The 17,983-nt window shown below is 58.0% G+C and carries 16 protein-coding genes and 1 pseudogene; 10 read left to right on the top strand and 7 right to left on the bottom strand.

The genetic code is table 11. The features are described 5' to 3' along the window. Positions 1–196 precede the first annotated feature (196 nt). From J3D54_RS19200 to J3D54_RS19185, 4 genes are all read left to right on the top strand, one after another. Entirely contained in the window at positions 197–628 is a 432-nt protein-coding gene (locus tag J3D54_RS19200) for a type II toxin-antitoxin system Phd/YefM family antitoxin (RefSeq protein WP_253421512.1), read from the top strand. After that, positions 625–1,002 (top strand): type II toxin-antitoxin system VapC family toxin, encoded by a 378-nt coding sequence (locus J3D54_RS19195; RefSeq protein WP_253421510.1) that lies wholly within the window; start codon positions 625–627, stop codon positions 1,000–1,002. The genes J3D54_RS19200 and J3D54_RS19195 overlap by 4 nt, the downstream gene beginning before the upstream one ends. Before the next feature lie 170 nt (positions 1,003–1,172). Further along, positions 1,173–2,498 (top strand): OprD family porin, encoded by a 1,326-nt coding sequence (locus J3D54_RS19190; RefSeq protein WP_253421508.1) that lies wholly within the window; start codon positions 1,173–1,175, stop codon positions 2,496–2,498. Between the two features lie 269 nt (positions 2,499–2,767). Continuing rightward, positions 2,768–3,607, top strand: coding sequence for a hypothetical protein (locus J3D54_RS19185; protein WP_253421506.1), 840 nt, complete (start codon positions 2,768–2,770; stop codon positions 3,605–3,607). Between the two features lie 85 nt (positions 3,608–3,692). On the opposite strand, the gene J3D54_RS19180 is transcribed toward J3D54_RS19185, so the two are convergent. The 6 genes from J3D54_RS19180 to J3D54_RS19155 form a co-directional block, all read right to left on the bottom strand. Further along, entirely contained in the window at positions 3,693–4,073 is a 381-nt protein-coding gene (locus tag J3D54_RS19180) for a DUF6124 family protein (RefSeq protein ID WP_253421504.1), read from the bottom strand. A 370-nt stretch (positions 4,074–4,443) separates the two neighbouring features. Further along, positions 4,444–4,776, bottom strand: a complete 333-nt coding sequence (locus tag J3D54_RS19175; protein WP_253421502.1) for a DUF2790 domain-containing protein — start codon at positions 4,774–4,776, stop codon at positions 4,444–4,446. Between the two features lie 79 nt (positions 4,777–4,855). Then, entirely contained in the window at positions 4,856–5,056 is a 201-nt protein-coding gene (locus J3D54_RS19170) for a co-regulatory protein PtrA N-terminal domain-containing protein (RefSeq protein ID WP_253421500.1), read from the bottom strand. Between the two features lie 111 nt (positions 5,057–5,167). Next, positions 5,168–8,320 carry a CusA/CzcA family heavy metal efflux RND transporter gene (locus tag J3D54_RS19165; protein ID WP_253421498.1) on the bottom strand — a complete coding sequence of 1,051 codons (3,153 nt, stop codon included), beginning with the start codon at positions 8,318–8,320 and terminating at the stop codon, positions 5,168–5,170. Positions 8,321–8,372: 52 nt separating this feature from the next. Beyond that, positions 8,373–9,566: an efflux RND transporter periplasmic adaptor subunit gene (locus J3D54_RS19160; RefSeq protein WP_253421496.1), complete on the bottom strand. Its 1,194-nt coding sequence runs from the start codon at positions 9,564–9,566 to the stop codon at positions 8,373–8,375. Positions 9,567–9,615: 49 nt separating this feature from the next. Next, positions 9,616–10,875 carry a TolC family protein gene (locus tag J3D54_RS19155; protein ID WP_253421495.1) on the bottom strand — a complete coding sequence of 420 codons (1,260 nt, stop codon included), beginning with the start codon at positions 10,873–10,875 and terminating at the stop codon, positions 9,616–9,618. Positions 10,876–11,340: 465 nt separating this feature from the next. On the opposite strand from J3D54_RS19155, the gene J3D54_RS19150 reads away from it, so the two are divergent. Together J3D54_RS19150 and J3D54_RS19145 are read left to right on the top strand one after the other, a co-directional pair. Next, positions 11,341–12,015 (top strand): heavy metal response regulator transcription factor, encoded by a 675-nt coding sequence (locus J3D54_RS19150; protein WP_253421490.1) that lies wholly within the window; start codon positions 11,341–11,343, stop codon positions 12,013–12,015. Continuing rightward, positions 12,012–13,427 (top strand): heavy metal sensor histidine kinase, encoded by a 1,416-nt coding sequence (locus J3D54_RS19145; protein ID WP_253421487.1) that lies wholly within the window; start codon positions 12,012–12,014, stop codon positions 13,425–13,427. The genes J3D54_RS19150 and J3D54_RS19145 overlap by 4 nt, the downstream gene beginning before the upstream one ends. 2 nt (positions 13,428–13,429) lie before the next feature. Here J3D54_RS19145 and J3D54_RS19140 read toward each other — a convergent pair. After that, positions 13,430–13,657: pseudogene (locus tag J3D54_RS19140) on the bottom strand (reverse transcriptase domain-containing protein); the annotation flags it as partial. A 743-nt stretch (positions 13,658–14,400) separates the two neighbouring features. On the opposite strand from J3D54_RS19140, the gene J3D54_RS30350 reads away from it, so the two are divergent. From J3D54_RS30350 to J3D54_RS19125, 4 genes are read left to right on the top strand one after another with little or no spacing between them, the layout of a single operon-like run. Next, positions 14,401–14,529, top strand: coding sequence for a hypothetical protein (locus tag J3D54_RS30350; protein WP_301293423.1), 129 nt, complete (start codon positions 14,401–14,403; stop codon positions 14,527–14,529). 46 nt (positions 14,530–14,575) lie between these two features. Then, positions 14,576–15,811 (top strand): YcaO-like family protein, encoded by a 1,236-nt coding sequence (locus J3D54_RS19135; RefSeq protein ID WP_253421484.1) that lies wholly within the window; start codon positions 14,576–14,578, stop codon positions 15,809–15,811. Further along, positions 15,808–16,752 carry a trans-aconitate 2-methyltransferase gene (locus J3D54_RS19130; protein WP_253421481.1) on the top strand — a complete coding sequence of 315 codons (945 nt, stop codon included), beginning with the start codon at positions 15,808–15,810 and terminating at the stop codon, positions 16,750–16,752. The genes J3D54_RS19135 and J3D54_RS19130 overlap by 4 nt, the downstream gene beginning before the upstream one ends. Beyond that, entirely contained in the window at positions 16,752–17,621 is an 870-nt protein-coding gene (locus J3D54_RS19125) for an alpha/beta fold hydrolase (RefSeq protein ID WP_253421478.1), read from the top strand. Before J3D54_RS19130 ends, J3D54_RS19125 begins: the two co-directional genes overlap by 1 nt. Positions 17,622–17,983 lie beyond the last annotated feature (362 nt).

Raw genomic sequence — 17,983 nt, 5'->3', positions numbered from 1 at the left:
TACTCGGTAGAAAACAGAAACGGCACCTTCGGGTGCCGTTTTTGCGTTTGTGGGATTTGTTACTGCCGCCCTCCCCTCCTTCTGCAATCCCCGAAAGCTCGCGCGGGAATGTCCGTATCGTCCTACATCCAGCACTGCGCACTTGGCTCTATCTTGAATGACTGACTGGATAGATAAATCAACGCGAGAAATAACAATGAACCGTGACATCTTTTCCGAACTGGTAGACGGCCTCGACGCCTTGGCCGCTGAGCGCCAAGGTAATGTCACGCTGCTGACCCATCGAGTGAAACGCGCCAAATTGCCCCCCGTCCCCCTTGAAGAGTCGCGCCTATTTACCGTCTCCCAATATTCTGGCTATATTTGTCCAGAATATGGGAGAGAAACCATGATCGTCGTTCCGTTGGCCGAAGCAAAAAACAATCTGTCCAAACTCGTCGATGACGCAGCCGCCGGGCAGATCATCACGATTACCAAACATGGTCGGGCCCTTGCGCGTCTGGTTCCGGTGGGAAAACCCCGCGGCCAGCGTATCGGAGCGATGAAAGACAAACTGGTGCTCCCCGAAGACTTTGATGCCTCACTGCCTGACGACATGCTCGATGCTTTTGAAGGCACTCAAGAATGAGGCTTCTGCTCGACACACATATTTTGCTCTGGACGCTCAGCGATGACCCCAGGCTATCCGGCAAAGCCAGAAAGCTCATCGAGGGTGCTGCCGACATTTACGTCAGCGCTGCGACATTCTGGGAGATGGCGATCAAGGTCGGGCTGGGAAAGCTGAACGTTGACCTGGAAGAAATCCGCCAGTGCTGCCTCGACAGCGGGTTCATCGAGCTGCCTGTGACCTCAGAACACGCCATTGCCGTGAAGGACCTCGAACATCACCATCGGGACCCGTTCGATCGCCTCATTGTTGCAACGGCCATGACAGAACCCATGAAACTCCTCACCACCGATCCATTGGTTGCCCGATACACGGATCTGGCTATTTTGGTCTGATCGGGCAACACCAGATGCACATGACGAAATTGTAATTCCCCCATCACCTTGGCGTTATCCGCAGCTTGCAACGATGTCACCCGGCGACCATGCCGGCGGGCCCTTGCCCGCCGAACAATAAAACCCACGCCGAAGCACGTTCCCGTTCTGCCGAACCCAAGGAGTGATTGATGGTTAACAATTCAAAAATGTCGATAGCCGCTTTAGCGGTGGTGGTTGGATCAAGCCCGAGCATGGTGCTGGCGGATGACAAGGCTGAGGGGTTTATCGAGGGCAGCAGCCTGACGGTGCTCAACCGCAACCTCTACTTCAATCGTGATCACCGCAATGGTCAGTCCAGTCCTACCGGCAATGGCTATTCCGAGGCTTGGGCCCACGCGGTCATCAGCAAGTTCGAATCAGGGTTTACACAGGGCACCGTCGGGGTCGGTGTGGATGCGTTTGCGATGATCGGCTTGAAGCTCGATACCGGTGACGGGCGCAACGGTGGCCGCAGTTCGTTCGACGTGCTGCCGGTCGACAGTGACGGTCAGGCGCGGGACGAGTACACCAAGGTTGGTGGCGCCGCCAAGGTGCGCGCCTTCGATACCGTGATCAAGGTCGGCGACGTGTTCCCCGCCAACCCGGTGGTTGCGGCGGGTGACTCTCGACTGCTGCCGGAAAGCTTCCGGGGTGTCACGGCCACCAACACCAGCATCGAAGGCCTGTCGGTACAGGGCGGTCGCCTGCATGCGATGAGCCAACCGGTGTCCAGCGACATGCGCGAAAACTTCGCGACCTTCTACGCCGGTCCAGTCAATTCGCCGTGGATCGGCTATTTCGGTGGCGACTACACGCTAAACAAAAACCTCAGTTTCAGCCTGTACTCCAGTCGCCTCAAGGATGCCTGGAATCAGTACTACGCCGGCACTACGTGGACTTACCCACTGTCGGATGATCTGTCGCTGTTCGGGGGCCTGAACTATTACAAGGCGGTCGATGAAGGCAAACAACTGCTCGGCGAATTCGACAACAACATCTGGAGTGGCCGCCTCGGGGTGAAACTCGGCGCCCACTCCGTTGCGTTATCGCACCAGCGCAACAACGGCAACGACGACTTCGATTACCTGCGCCAGTCCGACTCGATCTTCCTCGACAACTCCATCCAGTACAGCGACTTCAACTCGCCCAAGGAACGTTCGTGGATGGTGCGTTACGACCTCGACATGACCGGCTATGGCGTGCCGGGTTTGTCGTTCATGACTCGTTACGCCCGTGGCACCGACGCCGACTATTCCAACGCCAACGCCGTGTACATGCGCCGCGATGCCGACGGCAACCCGCTGACCGACCAGAAGCGCTGGGAGCGCGACATCGAAGTCAAATACGTGGTGCAGAGCGGCTCGCTGAAAGACATGTCGCTGCGCCTGCGCCAGGCCACAACCCGTGCCACGGCGTTCGAGTCGGACCTGGATGAAGTGCGAGTGATTGTCGAGTATCCGCTGGCGATTCTCTGACTTCGCGGTTTATGCAAATTCACCTTTAGAAGCTCCTTGCTCCTTTGGTAAGAGGTGAATCTTTTGGCGTCCCTGGGGGCGCCTTTTTTATGGCCTCCGCTGCGGCTCGCGGGCAAATCGGATTTGCCCTACACCTAAACCGGAATCACCCGGCATTCATACTTGAGGCTGCTCGCCAAAGCCCCCCGTTTTGCAGAACGGTTCACGGACGTGACCAGACTCATCCCCCAAAGCGAACTCCATGGCCACGCTAATGCGCTTTTCATCTTGTGGATGCTTGGTATTCTGGTCCGGATAACGGCGAGATATTCCCTGTGATTGGCCCTCATTTTGACCTCATTTACCTCTTCTCATGGGGGGGTGTACTGCTACTTATTTTCCTCAGCGAGGCAATCGTGTTGTTTGCCGCCTATTTCCGGCTCGATCAGATGGAGGACCATTTCACGACCTCTCACCTTGTGAGCACTAATCGGAAAACATTAGGAAATAGCCCATTCGGACGAATGAAAAGAGTAAGGCAGATAGGAGCATTAATAGGCCGTTTCACCTATTTCCAAATGCTGGATCGGTACGCGGTCATGGAGGCCGAGATATTTCCGGAGCACTTGAAAAAATCGGTGAAGCTCCCAGGCTACTTCATGCGGATCGGTTTGACCGGGGCCGGTCTACTTTTGCTTTGGCTTGGTTTTGAGTGGTTGTGGATGACAGTTTCCAAACCGGCGAGCGATCTGAAATTGCTCTGTATAGCCGGATTGATTGCCTGTTTTGTCATCGCATTGGTGGCGGTACTCGTACGGACCTACGTCAGTTTTTTCAAACTGGCTGAGATTGAATCTTTCCTGAAAGAGTCCTACTTCGTCGCTCGCAATCGACGGGTGATGGGAAGCAGCTTTTATGGCCGCACCTGGCGCTTGTCCCACATTTCGATCATGCTTTTACTGGACTACGATTTTTTGTGGGGAAGTGATCCGGACGCAATAGATGAGATTGCTCGCTTTCCGTTGTCCCTGCGACGTTGGGTCATTATTCCCGCTCGAATGGCAGGCTATTCTTGCCTGGGTTTTGCCGCGATCTATCTCGGCGGAATCATCTTTAGGGTATTTGCCTAACAGCAGCGAGACAGGCTGTCAGTCTTTTAATAAAAAACGCGGCCCTGCAACGCCGCGTTTTTTTGTGCCCGCGCAGCCTCATTGATTAGCCAGCCGGCTCGACATTATCCAACGCCTGATTCACCGCCAGTTCGCCCAACATGACCACTTGCGCAATGCCCAGCAAAGTCTTGCGGTGGGTGCCTTCCAGCAGCGCGGCGAAGTCACCGAACATGACCGTGGCCGAGGACAATGATTCGCTGGCATTGGCCAGCAGGGATTCGGTGTCGGCTTTGGGATTGGCGAAAAACATCTGGTTGGGGGTGTAGGGCGTGGCCATGATGTGGGCGGTAGGATTCAGGTAGTAATCGAGCGCACGCTCGGCAGCTTCGTGGAGTTTTTTGGAGTCGATGGAGGCGTAGGGGGATGTTGTGTCGGTGTCCGTAGCTGTGTTTGCTTCGGGAGGGTTGGGTGTTGGTTTTTTCATGATGTTTCTCTCTCTTTGTTAGTTGCAGCTGGCCCATTCGATTTCCAAGCGAATGGGTGGCAGCTGTACGCAGGCTGGAAATCCGGGAGAGAGAGCAACCCGGCAGACACGAATGTCTCCCGCGCACAGCCGCCATAACAGAGTGCACACCATGAAGGTGCGCAAGCATACGTTATGAAAGGCGCTTTTTGCTCTCTCAAGTCCTCGGGTTTCCAGGCCCGGTCGCTGAATTGGCAGCGACGAACACAGGCTAGAGAGCGGACGTCCGACGGACAACCTGAAAACATTGTGGGAAGCGTCTGTACTTGCGCCGCATCCGTTAAACATTCCGAATTGAAATACGTAATGTAGGTGGAGGCCCTCTGTGCCCTCACCCGCCCTGGCGACGGCAATCGCCTGCCACGGTGTACTTGATGGTGTTGAGTTGGCCCTTTGAATCTTCATAGGTCATGGCAGTAGGCACCACGGTGCAAGCAACTTGCGGCCGTACAACGCTCACCACTTTGACCACATCCAGCTTCATTCCGTATTCGTAGTCTTTCACCACTGGCACAGGTTTGCCCTGCTTGGCCGCGTATTGCTCCATGGCTTTGGCGTTGGCACTAAACGCCCTCTCAAACGTCCGGTCACCGCCGCCTTCTGCCAGCGCATTCAACGACATCGCCATCACAGCGATGAACGCCATCAACCTAAAAACTTTCATTCCAATACCTTCAAATCCAGGCTCAAAAAAAAAGCCCACCATCGGTATTCGATGACGGGCTAGTTCCAGTGCGACACGCTTACAAGTCTTTGGTCTTGTCGTCCTTCTTTTCATTCAACACGACGGGGTTACGCGCCTGTTCTTTGGCGACAAACGCCTCCACCGAGCGGTCATTGGCCACCATCATTTTTTCAAAGGCTCTGTCGCCGCCACCTTCAGCCAAAACAACAGAAGACATCACCAACGCCGCCGCAAACGCACTCAGTTGTACAAATTTCATGCTTGATTCCTCGTTTAATTAACTAACGGGATCAAGGTAACAATCCGAACCTTTCGTGACGGTGGCGCGCAAATTACATATCCGTTATGTGGCAAAAACCTGTGGGATCTCCTACTTGGTTGAAGCTGCGTCTTCGTCGCGCCGATGCGCGAGCTGATACAGCGCCGGCAGTATCAGCAGCGTCAGGATGGTCGAAGACAGAATCCCGCCGATCACCACCGTCGCCAACGGACGTTGCACCTCGGCACCCGTGCCGGTCGCCAAAGCCATCGGAATGAAGCCCAGGGACGCCACCAGCGCCGTCATCAATACCGGCCGTAGACGCGTCAACGCGCCTTCGTTGATCGCATCACTGAGTGAGCGCCCCTCCTCCCGTAAATTGCGGATAAACGCGATCATCACTAACCCGTTGAGCACCGCCACCCCCGACAGCGCAATGAAACCAACGCCCGCCGAGATCGACAGCGGAATGTCCCGCAGCCACAACGCCATGACGCCCCCCGTCAACGCAAACGGAATCCCGGTGAACACCAGCAAGCCGTCCTTGAGGTTGTTGAACATCATGAACAGCAACCCGAACACCAACAGCAAGGCCACCGGCACCACGATCTGCAAGCGTTTGGCTGCCGACTGCAACTGCTCGAACTGCCCGCCCCAGCCGGTCCAGTAACCTGCCGGAACCTGAACATCGCGCTCGATCACCTCACTGGCCTCTTTAACGAAGGAGCCAATATCGCGCCCACGTACGTTGGCGCTGACGATCACCAGCCGCTTGCCGTTTTCGCGGCTGACCTGATTCGGCCCGAGCACCAGATCAAGGCTGGCGACGTCCTTGAGAGCGATGAAGCCAATCTGATCGGCCGCGCCATTGAGGGGCGCCGGCACCGGAATCAACAGCGCCGACAAGCCTTCGATGTCCTTGCGCATGGCATCGGACAGACGCACCACCATGTCGAAACGCCGATCGCCTTCATACAGTGTCCCGGCCTGACGCCCGCCGACCGCCACCGCAATGGTGTCTTGCACGTCGCCGACGTTGAGCCCGTAACGCGCCGCTTTGTCGCGGTCGATGTTGATGGTCAGCACCGGCAGGCCAGTGGTTTGCTCGACCTTGACCTCGGATGCGCCGTTGACCCTCTGCATGGCGGCGGCGATCTTCGCTGCCGTGGCGTTGAGCACGGCCATGTCATCCCCGAACACCTTGACCGCCACATCACTGCGCACGCCGGAGATCAGTTCATTGAAGCGCAACTGGATCGGCTGCGACAGTTCATAGTTGCTGCCCGGCAGCGTCGCGGCGGCTTGTTGCAGTTCGGCCATCAGCGTTTCACGAGACTTGCCCGGATCCGGCCACTGCGCCTTCGGCTTGAGCATCACATAGCTGTCGGAGATGTTCGGCGGCATCGGGTCGGAGGCGATTTCGGCGGTGCCGGTACGGGCGAACACGCGCTCGACTTCGGGCACCTTGTTGAGGATCAAGGTCTCCAGACGCTGCTGCATATCCACCGATTGCGTGAGGCTGGTGCCCGGCACGCGTAACGCTTGCAGGGCGAAATCACCCTCGCTGAGGCTCGGCACAAACTCACTGCCCATGCGGCTGGTGAGCACGCCACTGAGCACAATCACAGCCAACGCCGCACCCACCGCCGCTGCGCGATGGGACATCACCCACGCCAGAGCCGGCGCATAAACGCGACGCGCGCCGCGCATGACCACGCCTTCCTCTTCTTTGACTTTGCCGGTGACAAACAGCGCGATGGCCGCCGGCACAAAGGTCACCGACAACAACATTGCGCCCAATAGCGCGATGACCACCGTGAAGGCCATCGGGTGGAACATTTTCCCTTCGACACCGCTCAGGGCGAAGATCGGCAGGTACACCACCATGATGATCAACTGGCCGAAAATCAGCGGCCGCCGCGCCTCTTTGGCCGCCGCGAATACTTCGTGGAAGCGCTCGGAACGGCTCAGCAAACGCCCGTGATGTTGCTGCGCATGGGCCAGCCGTCGCAGGGTGTTTTCGACGATCACCACCGCGCCGTCGACGATGATGCCGAAGTCGAGGGCGCCGAGGCTCATCAGGTTGGCGCTGACTTTGTTGGTAAACATACCGGTGAAGGTGAACAGCATCGACAGCGGAATGACCATCGCGGTGATCAACGCCGCGCGGATGTTGCCCAGAAACAGGAACAGAATCGCAATGACCAGAATCGCGCCTTCGACCAAGTTCTTCTTCACCGTAGTGATGGCCTTGTCCACCAGGTGCGTGCGGTCATACACCGGCACCGCGATCACGCCTTTGGGCAGGGAACGGTTGATCTGTTCAAGCCTGGTCGCCACTGCCTGGGAGACGGTCCGGCTGTTTTCGCCGATCAGCATGAACACCGTGCCCAGCACCACTTCGCGACCGTTTTCGGTGGCGGCACCGGTACGCAGTTCGCGGCCGATGTCCACGGTCGCGACGTTCTTGATGCGGATCGGCGTACCGTCGACATTGGCCATCACGATATTGGCGATGTCGTCGGTGCTTGCCACTTGCCCGGGCGCACGAATCAGCAGTTGCTCGCCGCTGCGCTCGATGTAACCGGCGCCGACGTTGGCGTTGTTGCGCTCCAGCGCCGTGACCAGATCGGTGAGGGTCAGTTTGTAAGCCGCCAGCCGTTTCGGATCAGGGGCGATCTGGTATTCCTTGGCGAATCCGCCGATGGTGTTGATCTCGGCCACACCGGGCACGTTGCGCAATTGCGGCTTGATGATCCAGTCTTGAATCACCCGCAGGTCGGTCGGCGTGTAGGCGGTGCCGTCGTCCTTCAGCGCACCTTCCTGCGCCTCCACCGTCCACAGGAAAATCTCCCCGAGCCCGGTGGAAATCGGCCCCATCAGCGCTTCCGCGCCCTCGGGCAATTGCTCCTTGGCGATCTGTAAACGCTCGTTGACCAATTGCCGGGCGAAGAACAGATCAGTGCCGTCCTTGAAGATCACCGTGACCTGCGACAGCCCCGAACGCGACAGCGAACGGGTCTGCTCCAGCGCCGGCAAACCGGCCATGGCGGTTTCAATCGGGAAGGTGATGCGCTGCTCGGTTTCCAGCGGCGAGAACCCGGCCGCGCCGGTGTTGATTTGCACCTGGACGTTGGTGATGTCCGGCACGGCGTCGATCGGCAGCTTTTGATAACTGGCGATGCCGAGGCCGGCCATGAGAAGAACGGCGAGCAGCACGATGATGCGCTGCTCGATGGCAAACTGGATCAGGCGTTCGAACATGAGAACCTTCTCGTCGAGGGGGCGGATCAGTGGGAATCTTCAGTGAGCGTCTTTAGTGAGAGTGCTCAGCTGAGGCTTTGCCCAGTTCCGATTTGAGGACGAAGCTGCCGGCACTGGCGACTTGCACACCCGGTTCCAGCCCTTGGGTGACTTCCACCAAACCGGCCGCGCGACTGCCCAGCTCCACCGGTTGCGCCTTGAAGCCGTCGTCGGTGCGCACGAACACCGTCGGTTTATCCTCGACGGTCTGGATCGCGGTTTCAGGTACGGCAACCCTGGCTTGGCGACTGTCGGTCGCCACCAGCGCGGTGACGAACAGGCCGGGGCGCCACGAGCCTTGCGGGTTTTCCAGGGTCACGCGGACCGTTGCAGTGCGGGTCTGTTCACCCAGCAAACTGCCGACGTAGGCCACGGCGCCGGCGACTTCGGCATTGAGTTCCGGGGCGCTGACGGTGACCGGTTTGCCCACTTGCACCTTGCTCAGATCCTTGGGCGAAACGCCAAACGTCACCCACACCCGCGACAGATCGGAGAGCGTAAAAGCCGCCGTGGATTCATCGACCACCTCCCCCGGCGTCAGGTGTTTTTCCACCACCACGCCGTCGAACGGCGCGCGCAGTTCATAGCGATTGCCGCCGGTGGCGACCACGCTGCCACTGAGCACGCTGATTTTTTGCCGGGCATTGGTCAGGGCAATTTCGGCTTCTTCCAATGCCTGGCGTGCCTGAAGGAAATCCTGCTCGGCGGAGATCTTGTCCTGCCACAGTTTTTTCTCGCGTTCGTAGGTGGTGCGCACCAAGGTCAGGCGACGCTGTGCGGCAGCCTGTTCGCTGCGCTGATCGGAGATCTGCTGACTGGCGATCACCGCCAGCAACTGGCCCTTCTTCACCGACTGCCCGAGATTGACCGACACCGACTCGACCACGCCGGGCACCCGAGGCACCACGTGCGCGGTGCGGTCTTCGTCAAAGCGCACTTCACCGGGGAACGGCAAGCCGAGGCTGATGTTCTGCGCCCGCGCTTCGGCCAGTTGAATGCCCGCCGCAAAGATCTGTTCGGCACTCAACTCCAAGTGCCCTTCTTCTGTATGTTCACCGTCGGCTGCTGCGCCTTCTTCAGCGTGATCGGCGTGTTCCGCCGCTTCATCGGCGTGAGCGTCAATGGACGCATTGCCCGGCCACATCGAGCCAATACCAATGCCCAGCGCCAACGTCGCCGCAGCCACCACGATCAGTTTTTTTTCCATGGAAACTCCTCTGCGCCATGCCATCGCGCAGTGATCTGAAAGATGAAATTCAAGGGCTGACGGTGAGGTCGCCGAAGATGCGTTCGATGCGTACTCGCGCATCCGTCGCCTCGCTGACGGCCTGGATGTATTGGCTGCGCGCGCTGATCAGGGTGCGTTGGGCGTCGAGCACGTCGAGGAAGCCGAACTTGCCCATTTCGAAGCCGCGCGTGGCGTTGTCGACCGCACTTTGCGCGGCGGGCAGGATGGTCTGGTTGAACGCTTCGACTTCGCCGTTGGCGGTCTGCCACTGCTCAAGGGTGGTCTGGATTTGCGTGCGTAAACGCAGTTCGGTGGCGTTGCGCAGATCCCGTGCCTGATCGCTGCGCCGGGCAGCTGCCAGCACGTTGCCCTGATTGCGGTTGAACAGCGGAATCGGCATCGACAGCCCGACCACGTTGACCCGTTCGCGCTCGGTTTCGCTGTATTGGCTACCAATGCTCACGGTCAGGTCGGGAATGCGTTGCGACTTTTCCAGACCCAATGAGGCTTCGCGCTGATCGATCTGCAATTTGGCCAGACGCAGTTCGGCGGTCTCGTTCAGACGCTCAAGCAATCGGCTCGGCGGTGGCACGGTGGGTATGCTTTGCGTGGCCGCTTGCACGGTGGTCGAGGTTGGCAACGGTGAGCCCATGACCTGCGCCAATTGCTGATAGGCGTTGGCCTGATCGCGTTCGGCGCGGCTCAGTTCCAGGCGCACTTCGGAGAGTTGCACGTGCGCACGGGTGCCTTCGAGGGGCGATGATTGACCGGCCTCGATGCGTCCTTGGGCAACGCGCAAACCGTGTTCGGCGAGTTGCAGCGACTGGCGCGACAACTGCAAGCGTTGTTGTGCAGTCTGGGCGCTGTTGAACGCCTGAATCACATCGGCGCGCAAGGCATTGCGCTTGCGCTCCCATTCGATCCCGGCGGCGTCCTGCGCGCGGCTGGCGACGTCAATCCGTGCGCCGCGTTTACCGCCCAGTTCGATCGGTTGGCTGAGCATCACCGTGGTGGTTCGCGAGTCGCGTCGGGTGTCTTCGGCCTCCCACGACACTTCGGGGTTGGGGATCAGGCCGGCCTGTTTGCGCTCACCCTCGGCGATGCCGATTTCCCACTGTGCAGCCGCCAGATCCGGGTTACCGGCGAATGCCGTTTGCAGGGCTTGATCGAGGGTCAGGGTCGATGCCTGCACAAGCCCCGTGCCGGCCAGCAACACAAGGCTGGCCGTCACTGTCCTCGCTGTTTTTTTCAGGCGTGATCGCGCCGTCAGTTCTTTTAAACCGGGCAATGGAAGACTTCCTTTATTCAAGAATCTTTGATGCCGCCACGGTAGGGTTTTGAACTTATCGACAAGGTGACTGGAACATTACAAATCCGTTATCCACGGTTTATCGAAGTTGTTTTGATCTAGGATGCGAAGTGCGAAAGGCGATATAGCAATATATGGAAACAAATACACGGTCATTATCTGTTAAACAGCACTTGCCTGAGTGCGGCACATGGGCATTCGGGCTTGCCCACTGCGACAGGCTGTCGCAGATCGTCATTTCAGGGCTCAAGACCCAGCATTTCAGTTGACCCTGTAGCCACTACAGCCTTTACCTTGCACACCATCACATGGGGAAGCCTCTGTAGGAAACCAGCAACTCACAACCTCTAGTCGTTATTCAAACCCGTCCGGCCCCCTTACAAAAACAATAACTTTCCCGGCCACCTTAATTAAATATCCATTCAATAAAAGTGGTGATAGATCATGCGAATCCTTGTCGTCGAGGACGAGCTTAAAGCTGCCGAATACTTGCATCAGGGACTGACGGAAAGTGGTTATATCGTTGACCACGCGGCAACGGGCGCCGATGGACTGCATCTGGCCCGACAACAGGTTTATGACCTGGTGATACTGGACGTCAATCTGCCGGAACTGGACGGCTGGGGCGTGCTGGAACAATTGCGTCGCACCCATTCCACCCGGGTGATGATGCTCACCGCGCGCGGGCGTCTGGCCGACAAGATTCGCGGCCTGGATCTGGGCGCCGACGATTATCTGGTCAAACCGTTCGAGTTTCCGGAATTGCTGGCGCGGGTGCGCACGCTGATGCGCCGCAGCGAAAGCATCCCGGTGCCGCAGGTGCTCAAAGTCGCCGACCTGGAGCTCGATCCGGGACGACACCGCGCGTTTCGCGGTGCACAGCGCATCGACCTGACCACCAAGGAGTTCGCCCTGCTGCATTTGTTGATGCGCCAGTCCGGCGAAGTACTGACCCGCACCCAGATTATTTCGCTGGTGTGGGACATGAATTTCGACTGCGACACCAACGTGGTCGAAGTCTCTATCCGGCGTTTGCGCGCCAAGATCGACGACCCGTTCGACAGCAAACTGATCCATACCCTGCGTGGTGTCGGCTATGTGCTGGAGGCGCGCGAATGAAGCCGGCCAGCCTGTCGATGCGCCTGGGCCTGACGGTGAGTATTCTCGGCGCGCTGCTGGTCGTGTTTCTGGCGATCCTGGCTTATTTCGCCCTGACCCATGAGTTGAACGCGTTATCCAGGGATGGCCTGGCCCAGAAGATGGAACAGGTGGAACACAGCCTGTCGCTGTACGCCGACTCCGCAGAAATTCGTTCGGCGCCACACATTCTGCTCGATCAGGTCATGGGTCATGACAACCTCACCCTGACGATTTATGACCGCTCCAACTTGCGTACGCCGCTGTTGAAATCCGGCTCCGGCATGGTCGACTCCCGTCTTGAACGCAGGGCAGTGCTGGCCGCCGACGAACAACTGGCGTTCTCCAGCAGCACCGACGATCAAGGCAAGCGCTACCTGACCGCCTCTCGGTTGGTCCGCATCAAGGACGGCACCCGCGTCCCGGTGCTGCTGTCGATGGACGATGCCCACAATCAGGCGTTGATCAGCGCCTATCTGCGCTCGACGCTGATTGCTTTGCCGTTGCTGCTGATCTTCATCGGCCTCAGTGCCTGGGCCGCCGTACAGCGGGGGCTGATGCCGCTGCGCGAGTTTCGCAAAGTGGCGGCAAGGGTCTCGACACAAGACCTCGGCCATCGGCTGTCGGTGCTCGACATGCCCCAGGAGCTTAGTGAACTGGCCCTGGGGATCAACTTCATGCTGAATCGCCTCGACAATGGTGTTCAGCAGTTGTCGCAGTTCTCCGATGACCTGGCCCATGAACTGCGCACGCCGATCAACAATCTGATGGGCAAGGCACAGGTGACGCTGTCCCGGGAACGCACGGCCGAGGATTACAAAAACGTTTTGGTGTCTTGCACTGAAGAACTGGAGCGTGTCGCGCGGATTGTCTCGGATATGCTGTTTCTGGCGCAGGCCAGTAACCCGGCAGCGCTCACGTCCTTCGAGTCGGTCGCCCTGGAAGAAGAAGCCGAGAAAGTGGCCGACCTGTTTTCCTTGTCGGCGCAAGACAAGCGCATCAGCCTGAGCGTAACCGGCAGCGCGCAGGTACTGGGCGACCGCTTGATGATTCAACGGGCGATCTCGAACCTGCTGTCCAACGCACTGCGCCACTGCCCGGCCGGGCAATTGGTTTCGCTACACATTGAGCAAGAGGCGACTCAGGTTTCGCTGCGGGTCAGCAACCCCGGCGCGGGCATCGAAACACAGCATCTGCCGCACCTGTTCGACCGCTTTTACCGGGTCGACAGCAGCCGCTCCCGCTCACAAGGCAGCACCGGACTGGGCCTGGCCATCGTGCGTTCGATCATGAGCTTGCATCAGGGGGTGGCCGAGGTTGAAAGCCTGCCCGGTGCGATGACGGTGTTCAGGCTCGCGTTCCCCCATAACGATAATTGCACCCGCGCCACATAGGCCACCCGCTGCCCCGCCCGGCGACTGCGAACATACACATTCGCATCGTCGGCATCGCGCACGAAGCAATGACCTCGACGTTCAAGCTCCCGATCCACTTCGTCCAGCAGCACGTTCGCCAGCCAACGGCGACAGCGGGCCGCCTTGCGGCGCCCCGCAGCGGCTTTTCTCGACCACGCCATGATCAGCGTTCCCGCCTCCAGATGCGCCCGAATCAGCCGGGTAACCGCATTTCCACCCGCAAGATTGCGCCCATACTGGGCGCACAACAGAAACAGTTTGATCTATCGTCCTCTCTCCTTTGCCGTCCAAAAACTCTGGCTATATTTGTCGATGAGCGGAGAAACAAAGGCAAGCGCGGCGGGCTGAAGGTGATTTATTACTGGCAACTAGCGAAGCTGACTTGAATTGTCTGCACCATTTTTAATTGCTCCTTCATTGGATCGTCGCCCGCAGTGACGGACCTGCTCGCTAAAGCGCTGGAACTGGCACAAACAAAAACGGCACCTCTCAAGGCTGAGTGAAAAGGCACTGAAGGTGGTTTCCAGCAAACGCCCCCGACTTGTTCGGGGCGTTTTCATTTGTGCAGAAAGCAACGGCTTCTGCTGGTTGAATTTTAGGGGTAAATCCGCGCCGACATCTGAAGAAACTTCAAACGCGGTAGGAAAAGTCTCCGCAACCACCTGTAAAGGAACGAAAACAGACTAATCATTGCGATTTGGCTACCCAACTATCTGAATTTTCCCACATCTCATTTCCCCCCATCACTGCAACGAATGCGGTGTTTACTCGGCGTCCGTCCCTGTTTACGAATCAAAGTCGTCAATCGCGGATTAATGTGTATGTGTTTCCTTACACCCAAAATAACGACACTGTAACTTCCCGTCATTTTTGACCGACCAACTTCCAACTTATACAGTTGCTCCGTGCTTGATTAAGCACTCCACTATCCAACAAAAAAGAGAGTCTACCTATGGGTTACCTTGTCGGCTGGAACGCAAACAAAGTTATCGACCTGGAACAACAGGACACCCCCACAGCAGAGCAAATTGAACAACTGCAACTGACCGAGGATGAACAGGCAGAACTGGAAGCCGTTTAAGAAAGCGGGGGGGCGAATGCCCCCCCGTTTTTCAAGGGAGGGAACAATGGATAACTTTACACGTGCAGAACGAGAACTCACCCTCGCGCAGGCCGAAAAGAGGATTCACGCCGAACTGGAAAACCTGGGACTTCGCGCAGAACCCCGCACACTCGGACAACAGATTGTCGCGGTGCATGTCTCGGCGAGTGTTGGCAATCAAAAGGGCATCGCCAGGGGAGCGGGAAAAGGTTACCTCCACCACGCCCAGGTGGGTGCACTTTACGAAACACTGGAACATCATTTAAGTGACCACTTCAGCTCCCGCGATATTCACTGCATCGCCCCGCACTACTTTTCTGACTCGCCGCTATTTGTCGATGACACTGTTCTTTCTACTCTCCTCGACCAACCCGACGCCTTGACAGCCTGCAGAACTTATACGGACATTTTCAAAAAAACTTTATTCTCTTACCCCGTCGCGTTATGCACTCCCGACTACTCACGCCAGCCACTGAAACAAGACACTACGAACTACGGCGTATTACAGCGCTATGCCTCTAACAGTGGAACGGCCATTGGCGCGAGTTACGACGAAGCGGTCTTGCATGCGGCAAATGAATGCATCGAGCGCGATGCGGTTTCGTTGTTTCTGCTGGAGCATTTTTACTACCAGAACCGGCCTGTGCTGCGCCGGGTCGGTCGCGTGGCAGATCACGAAGAATTGGGTCAACTGTGGTCGGACGCCGAAGCGGAAATCGGAGCGGAAATCATCCTGATCGACATCAGCACTGAATTCCTGTCACGCACCTTTCTGGCGTTCACAACCGAACCGGGTCCCCATCCTCGCGTGTTCGGCAGCGGTAGCTCGATCAGCGCCCGACATGGCGCCTGGCGGGCGCTGACCGAACTCGTCCAACTGCATCACGGGGCCTCGGAGCCAGAACTGCAACACTACCTGAGTAATGCGCAACGGCACTTGAGCAAATTTCCTCGCCTGCTCCGCTGCCTGCAATTCGATTTGCTTCCACTGCTTATCCTGTGCGAGCAATTCACCGTCGAATTACCCGAAACAATCAATGAGCGACCGTTGGCCGAGCAAATCAACTTGCTGGCAGAAGATCTCCAAAAACATGGGCGCGTGCTGGGGGTCACCCAACTACATCAGACGCCGTTGGGGACCACGCTGGTCAACGTCGTCATTCCGGGGCTGGAGCGGTTTTTTGTGGTGTCCAGTGGCAATGTGGTGATACCGCAGGCACGAGGACGGCGCCTGCAAAGGAATCAGGGAGTGCCGGCATGACCCCTGCCCTTCGTCGAGAACACCACCTCGCTCAATCATTACCCCGGCGCAAGGCATCGCCGGGCGAGCTCGATAGCTTCATCGAACCCTTCGGCTCGGGCCTGCATCACTTGTTTGTCTTGCGTGTCGGCGGCAACGAATGGGTCGGCCGCAAAGTCCTGCAATACCGCGAGACGGTCGGCTGGCACATCAGCAGCGTGCTCCAACCCTGGATGCTGCTCGGATCGCTGGCGGAGTGGCATTGGGGCAATCAAGGCGCCGTGATCTATTTCCATGCTGTATCTGCGCAGGAGAAAGAAACCGCGTTCCATAACGCATTGACGCAGCCTGGCAGTGAAGTGCGTTTTCCGTTTCCTGCCATGAATGACAGCGGCCGAGAGTGCGTCTGCCCGCCCGAGTACTGGCAATGTAATGAGTCGCTCGCCACACAGCTGGATGCTGACGAACGGCATTTTCGCCAGCATTGCACAAGCCTGCTCAATTCCCTGTCATCTCCCGGCGCGGTGATCCATGACCCGGCGTGTTCGACGGGCGAGTTCATCGCGCACCTCGCTGGCGAACTCCCGGATCGCCAATGCCTGGGGTCTGATCGCTCAGCGTCGATGATCGAGTACGCCAAAAAGCATCATGGCACTTCAGCCGCTCGGTTCTACCTGGCCGATGCCCGCCATATCGCGACAACAGGTATTCAATGCGATGTGCTGATCCTGCGTTTCCTCAATGCCGAAGTGATGACGCGCAAGGACGCGCAGCGAGCGTTCCTCGATATGGCAGCCGGCGTTAAACCGGGAGGCACGATTCTCCTTTTCGGCCATACGCCGGTGCTGATCGCCGTGCCCTATATGGCGCAGGCGCTGAAGCTTGAACTGATATCGAGCGTAGCGGCCCGTCCCGGCCACACGGAACTGTTTCAATTCTACAGGCTGAGGACTCCCGCCTAATGGTGAACAGTGGCTACTTCTCGACCGGCGACGGTCACCAACTCTATTGGGAGCGGCACGGCACGCCAGGTGGCGAACCGATATTTTTCCTGCATGGCGGACCGGGGGGTTGCAGCGACAGACGTCATCTCGAATTCTTCGATGAGCGCTGTTTCGACATTATTCTGTTCGATCAGCGAGGCTGCGGCCGCTCCGTTCCCCACGGCGAACTCCAACACAACGACACCGGGCTTTGCGTCGAAGACATCGAAGCCCTGCGGCAGCATCTGGGGTTCGAAACGATCAGCATGCTCGGCGTCTCATGGGGCAGCTGGCTGGCCATTCAATACCAGCAACGCTATCCAGAGGCCGTTCTGAAAACCACACTGGTCTCAGTATTCGTGCCGTTTGCAGCCAACGTAAGTACCTACGATCAAACCTTGAATGACGGCCTGTCGGCCATTACCCATGAGCCTTGCGCCGTCAGTGCCGGTGCGATCTACCAGGTCCTGAACAATGGCTGCGCAATCCAGCGGCGTCAGGCGGCCCTCCACTGGTTACGGGCGACATTGCAATTGAGCGGACACTCGATGCAGCCGAGTGCACTCGAAGAATTCGTTGACGACGAAGCCGTGCGCGCTATCCGCCTGGAATTGCATTACCACGTAAACCAGTATTTCTTCACAGGCGCGGACGAAGCGCTTTCGCTTGATGCCCATACTGAAGTGATCCAAGGCATCAGCGATACCTTCGGCATGGCCAGCGTTCGCTGGCTTCGGCGGCGCCAGCCGCTGCGATGCCGGCTACTCAACGCCGGACACAATGCCTTCGAGCTGGCGATTCTGAAAACCGTGCGCCAGTCGTTGAAACGTGAACATATCCGCTGTTGAGGTAGTGGGGTGGCAGCTGTACGCAGGTTGGAATCCGGGCCACCAAAAAACCCGACAGACTCGAAGTCTCCCACGCACAGCCGCCATAACGGAGTGCACACCATCAAGGTGCGCGAGCATCCGTCATGAAAGGTGCTTTTGCTTTCAGTGGAGTCACGGGGTTCCAATCCCGGTCGCTGAATTGGCAGCAACGTGCACAGGCTAGAGAGCAGACGTCCGACGGATAACCTGAAAACATTGTGGGAAGGTTCTGCTCCTCCACCTAAACGCTTAAACATCCAGAATTGAAATACGAACTGTGGTGCACGGATTATCAGGCCAGTTCTGGCTTACCCACGAAAAAGCCCGCCCATCCAGCATCT

Source organism: Pseudomonas sp. GGS8 (genome assembly GCF_024168645.1).
GTDB lineage: Bacteria > Pseudomonadota > Gammaproteobacteria > Pseudomonadales > Pseudomonadaceae > Aquipseudomonas.
Note: the sequence above shows the minus strand (reverse complement) of the source record. Positions and strands in the feature narration are given on the sequence as shown.

What these genes read in the sequence shown, in the direction of transcription:
- J3D54_RS19150 (WP_253421490.1), top strand. Translation starts at nt 11,341, where the DNA reads ATGCGAATCCTTGTCGTCGAGGACGAGCTTAAAGCTGCCGAATACTTG.
- J3D54_RS19190 (WP_253421508.1), top strand. Translation starts at nt 1,173, where the DNA reads ATGGTTAACAATTCAAAAATGTCGATAGCCGCTTTAGCGGTGGTGGTT.
- J3D54_RS19170 (WP_253421500.1), bottom strand. Translation starts at nt 5,056, where the DNA reads ATGAAATTTGTACAACTGAGTGCGTTTGCGGCGGCGTTGGTGATGTCT.
- J3D54_RS19160 (WP_253421496.1), bottom strand. Translation starts at nt 9,566, where the DNA reads ATGGAAAAAAAACTGATCGTGGTGGCTGCGGCGACGTTGGCGCTGGGC.
- J3D54_RS19130 (WP_253421481.1), top strand. Translation starts at nt 15,808, where the DNA reads ATGACCCCTGCCCTTCGTCGAGAACACCACCTCGCTCAATCATTACCC.
- J3D54_RS19200 (WP_253421512.1), top strand. Translation starts at nt 197, where the DNA reads ATGAACCGTGACATCTTTTCCGAACTGGTAGACGGCCTCGACGCCTTG.
- J3D54_RS19180 (WP_253421504.1), bottom strand. Translation starts at nt 4,073, where the DNA reads ATGAAAAAACCAACACCCAACCCTCCCGAAGCAAACACAGCTACGGAC.
- J3D54_RS19195 (WP_253421510.1), top strand. Translation starts at nt 625, where the DNA reads ATGAGGCTTCTGCTCGACACACATATTTTGCTCTGGACGCTCAGCGAT.
- J3D54_RS19135 (WP_253421484.1), top strand. Translation starts at nt 14,576, where the DNA reads ATGGATAACTTTACACGTGCAGAACGAGAACTCACCCTCGCGCAGGCC.
- J3D54_RS19175 (WP_253421502.1), bottom strand. Translation starts at nt 4,776, where the DNA reads ATGAAAGTTTTTAGGTTGATGGCGTTCATCGCTGTGATGGCGATGTCG.
- J3D54_RS19145 (WP_253421487.1), top strand. Translation starts at nt 12,012, where the DNA reads ATGAAGCCGGCCAGCCTGTCGATGCGCCTGGGCCTGACGGTGAGTATT.
- J3D54_RS19125 (WP_253421478.1), top strand. Translation starts at nt 16,752, where the DNA reads ATGGTGAACAGTGGCTACTTCTCGACCGGCGACGGTCACCAACTCTAT.
- J3D54_RS19165 (WP_253421498.1), bottom strand. Translation starts at nt 8,320, where the DNA reads ATGTTCGAACGCCTGATCCAGTTTGCCATCGAGCAGCGCATCATCGTG.
- J3D54_RS30350 (WP_301293423.1), top strand. Translation starts at nt 14,401, where the DNA reads ATGGGTTACCTTGTCGGCTGGAACGCAAACAAAGTTATCGACCTGGAA.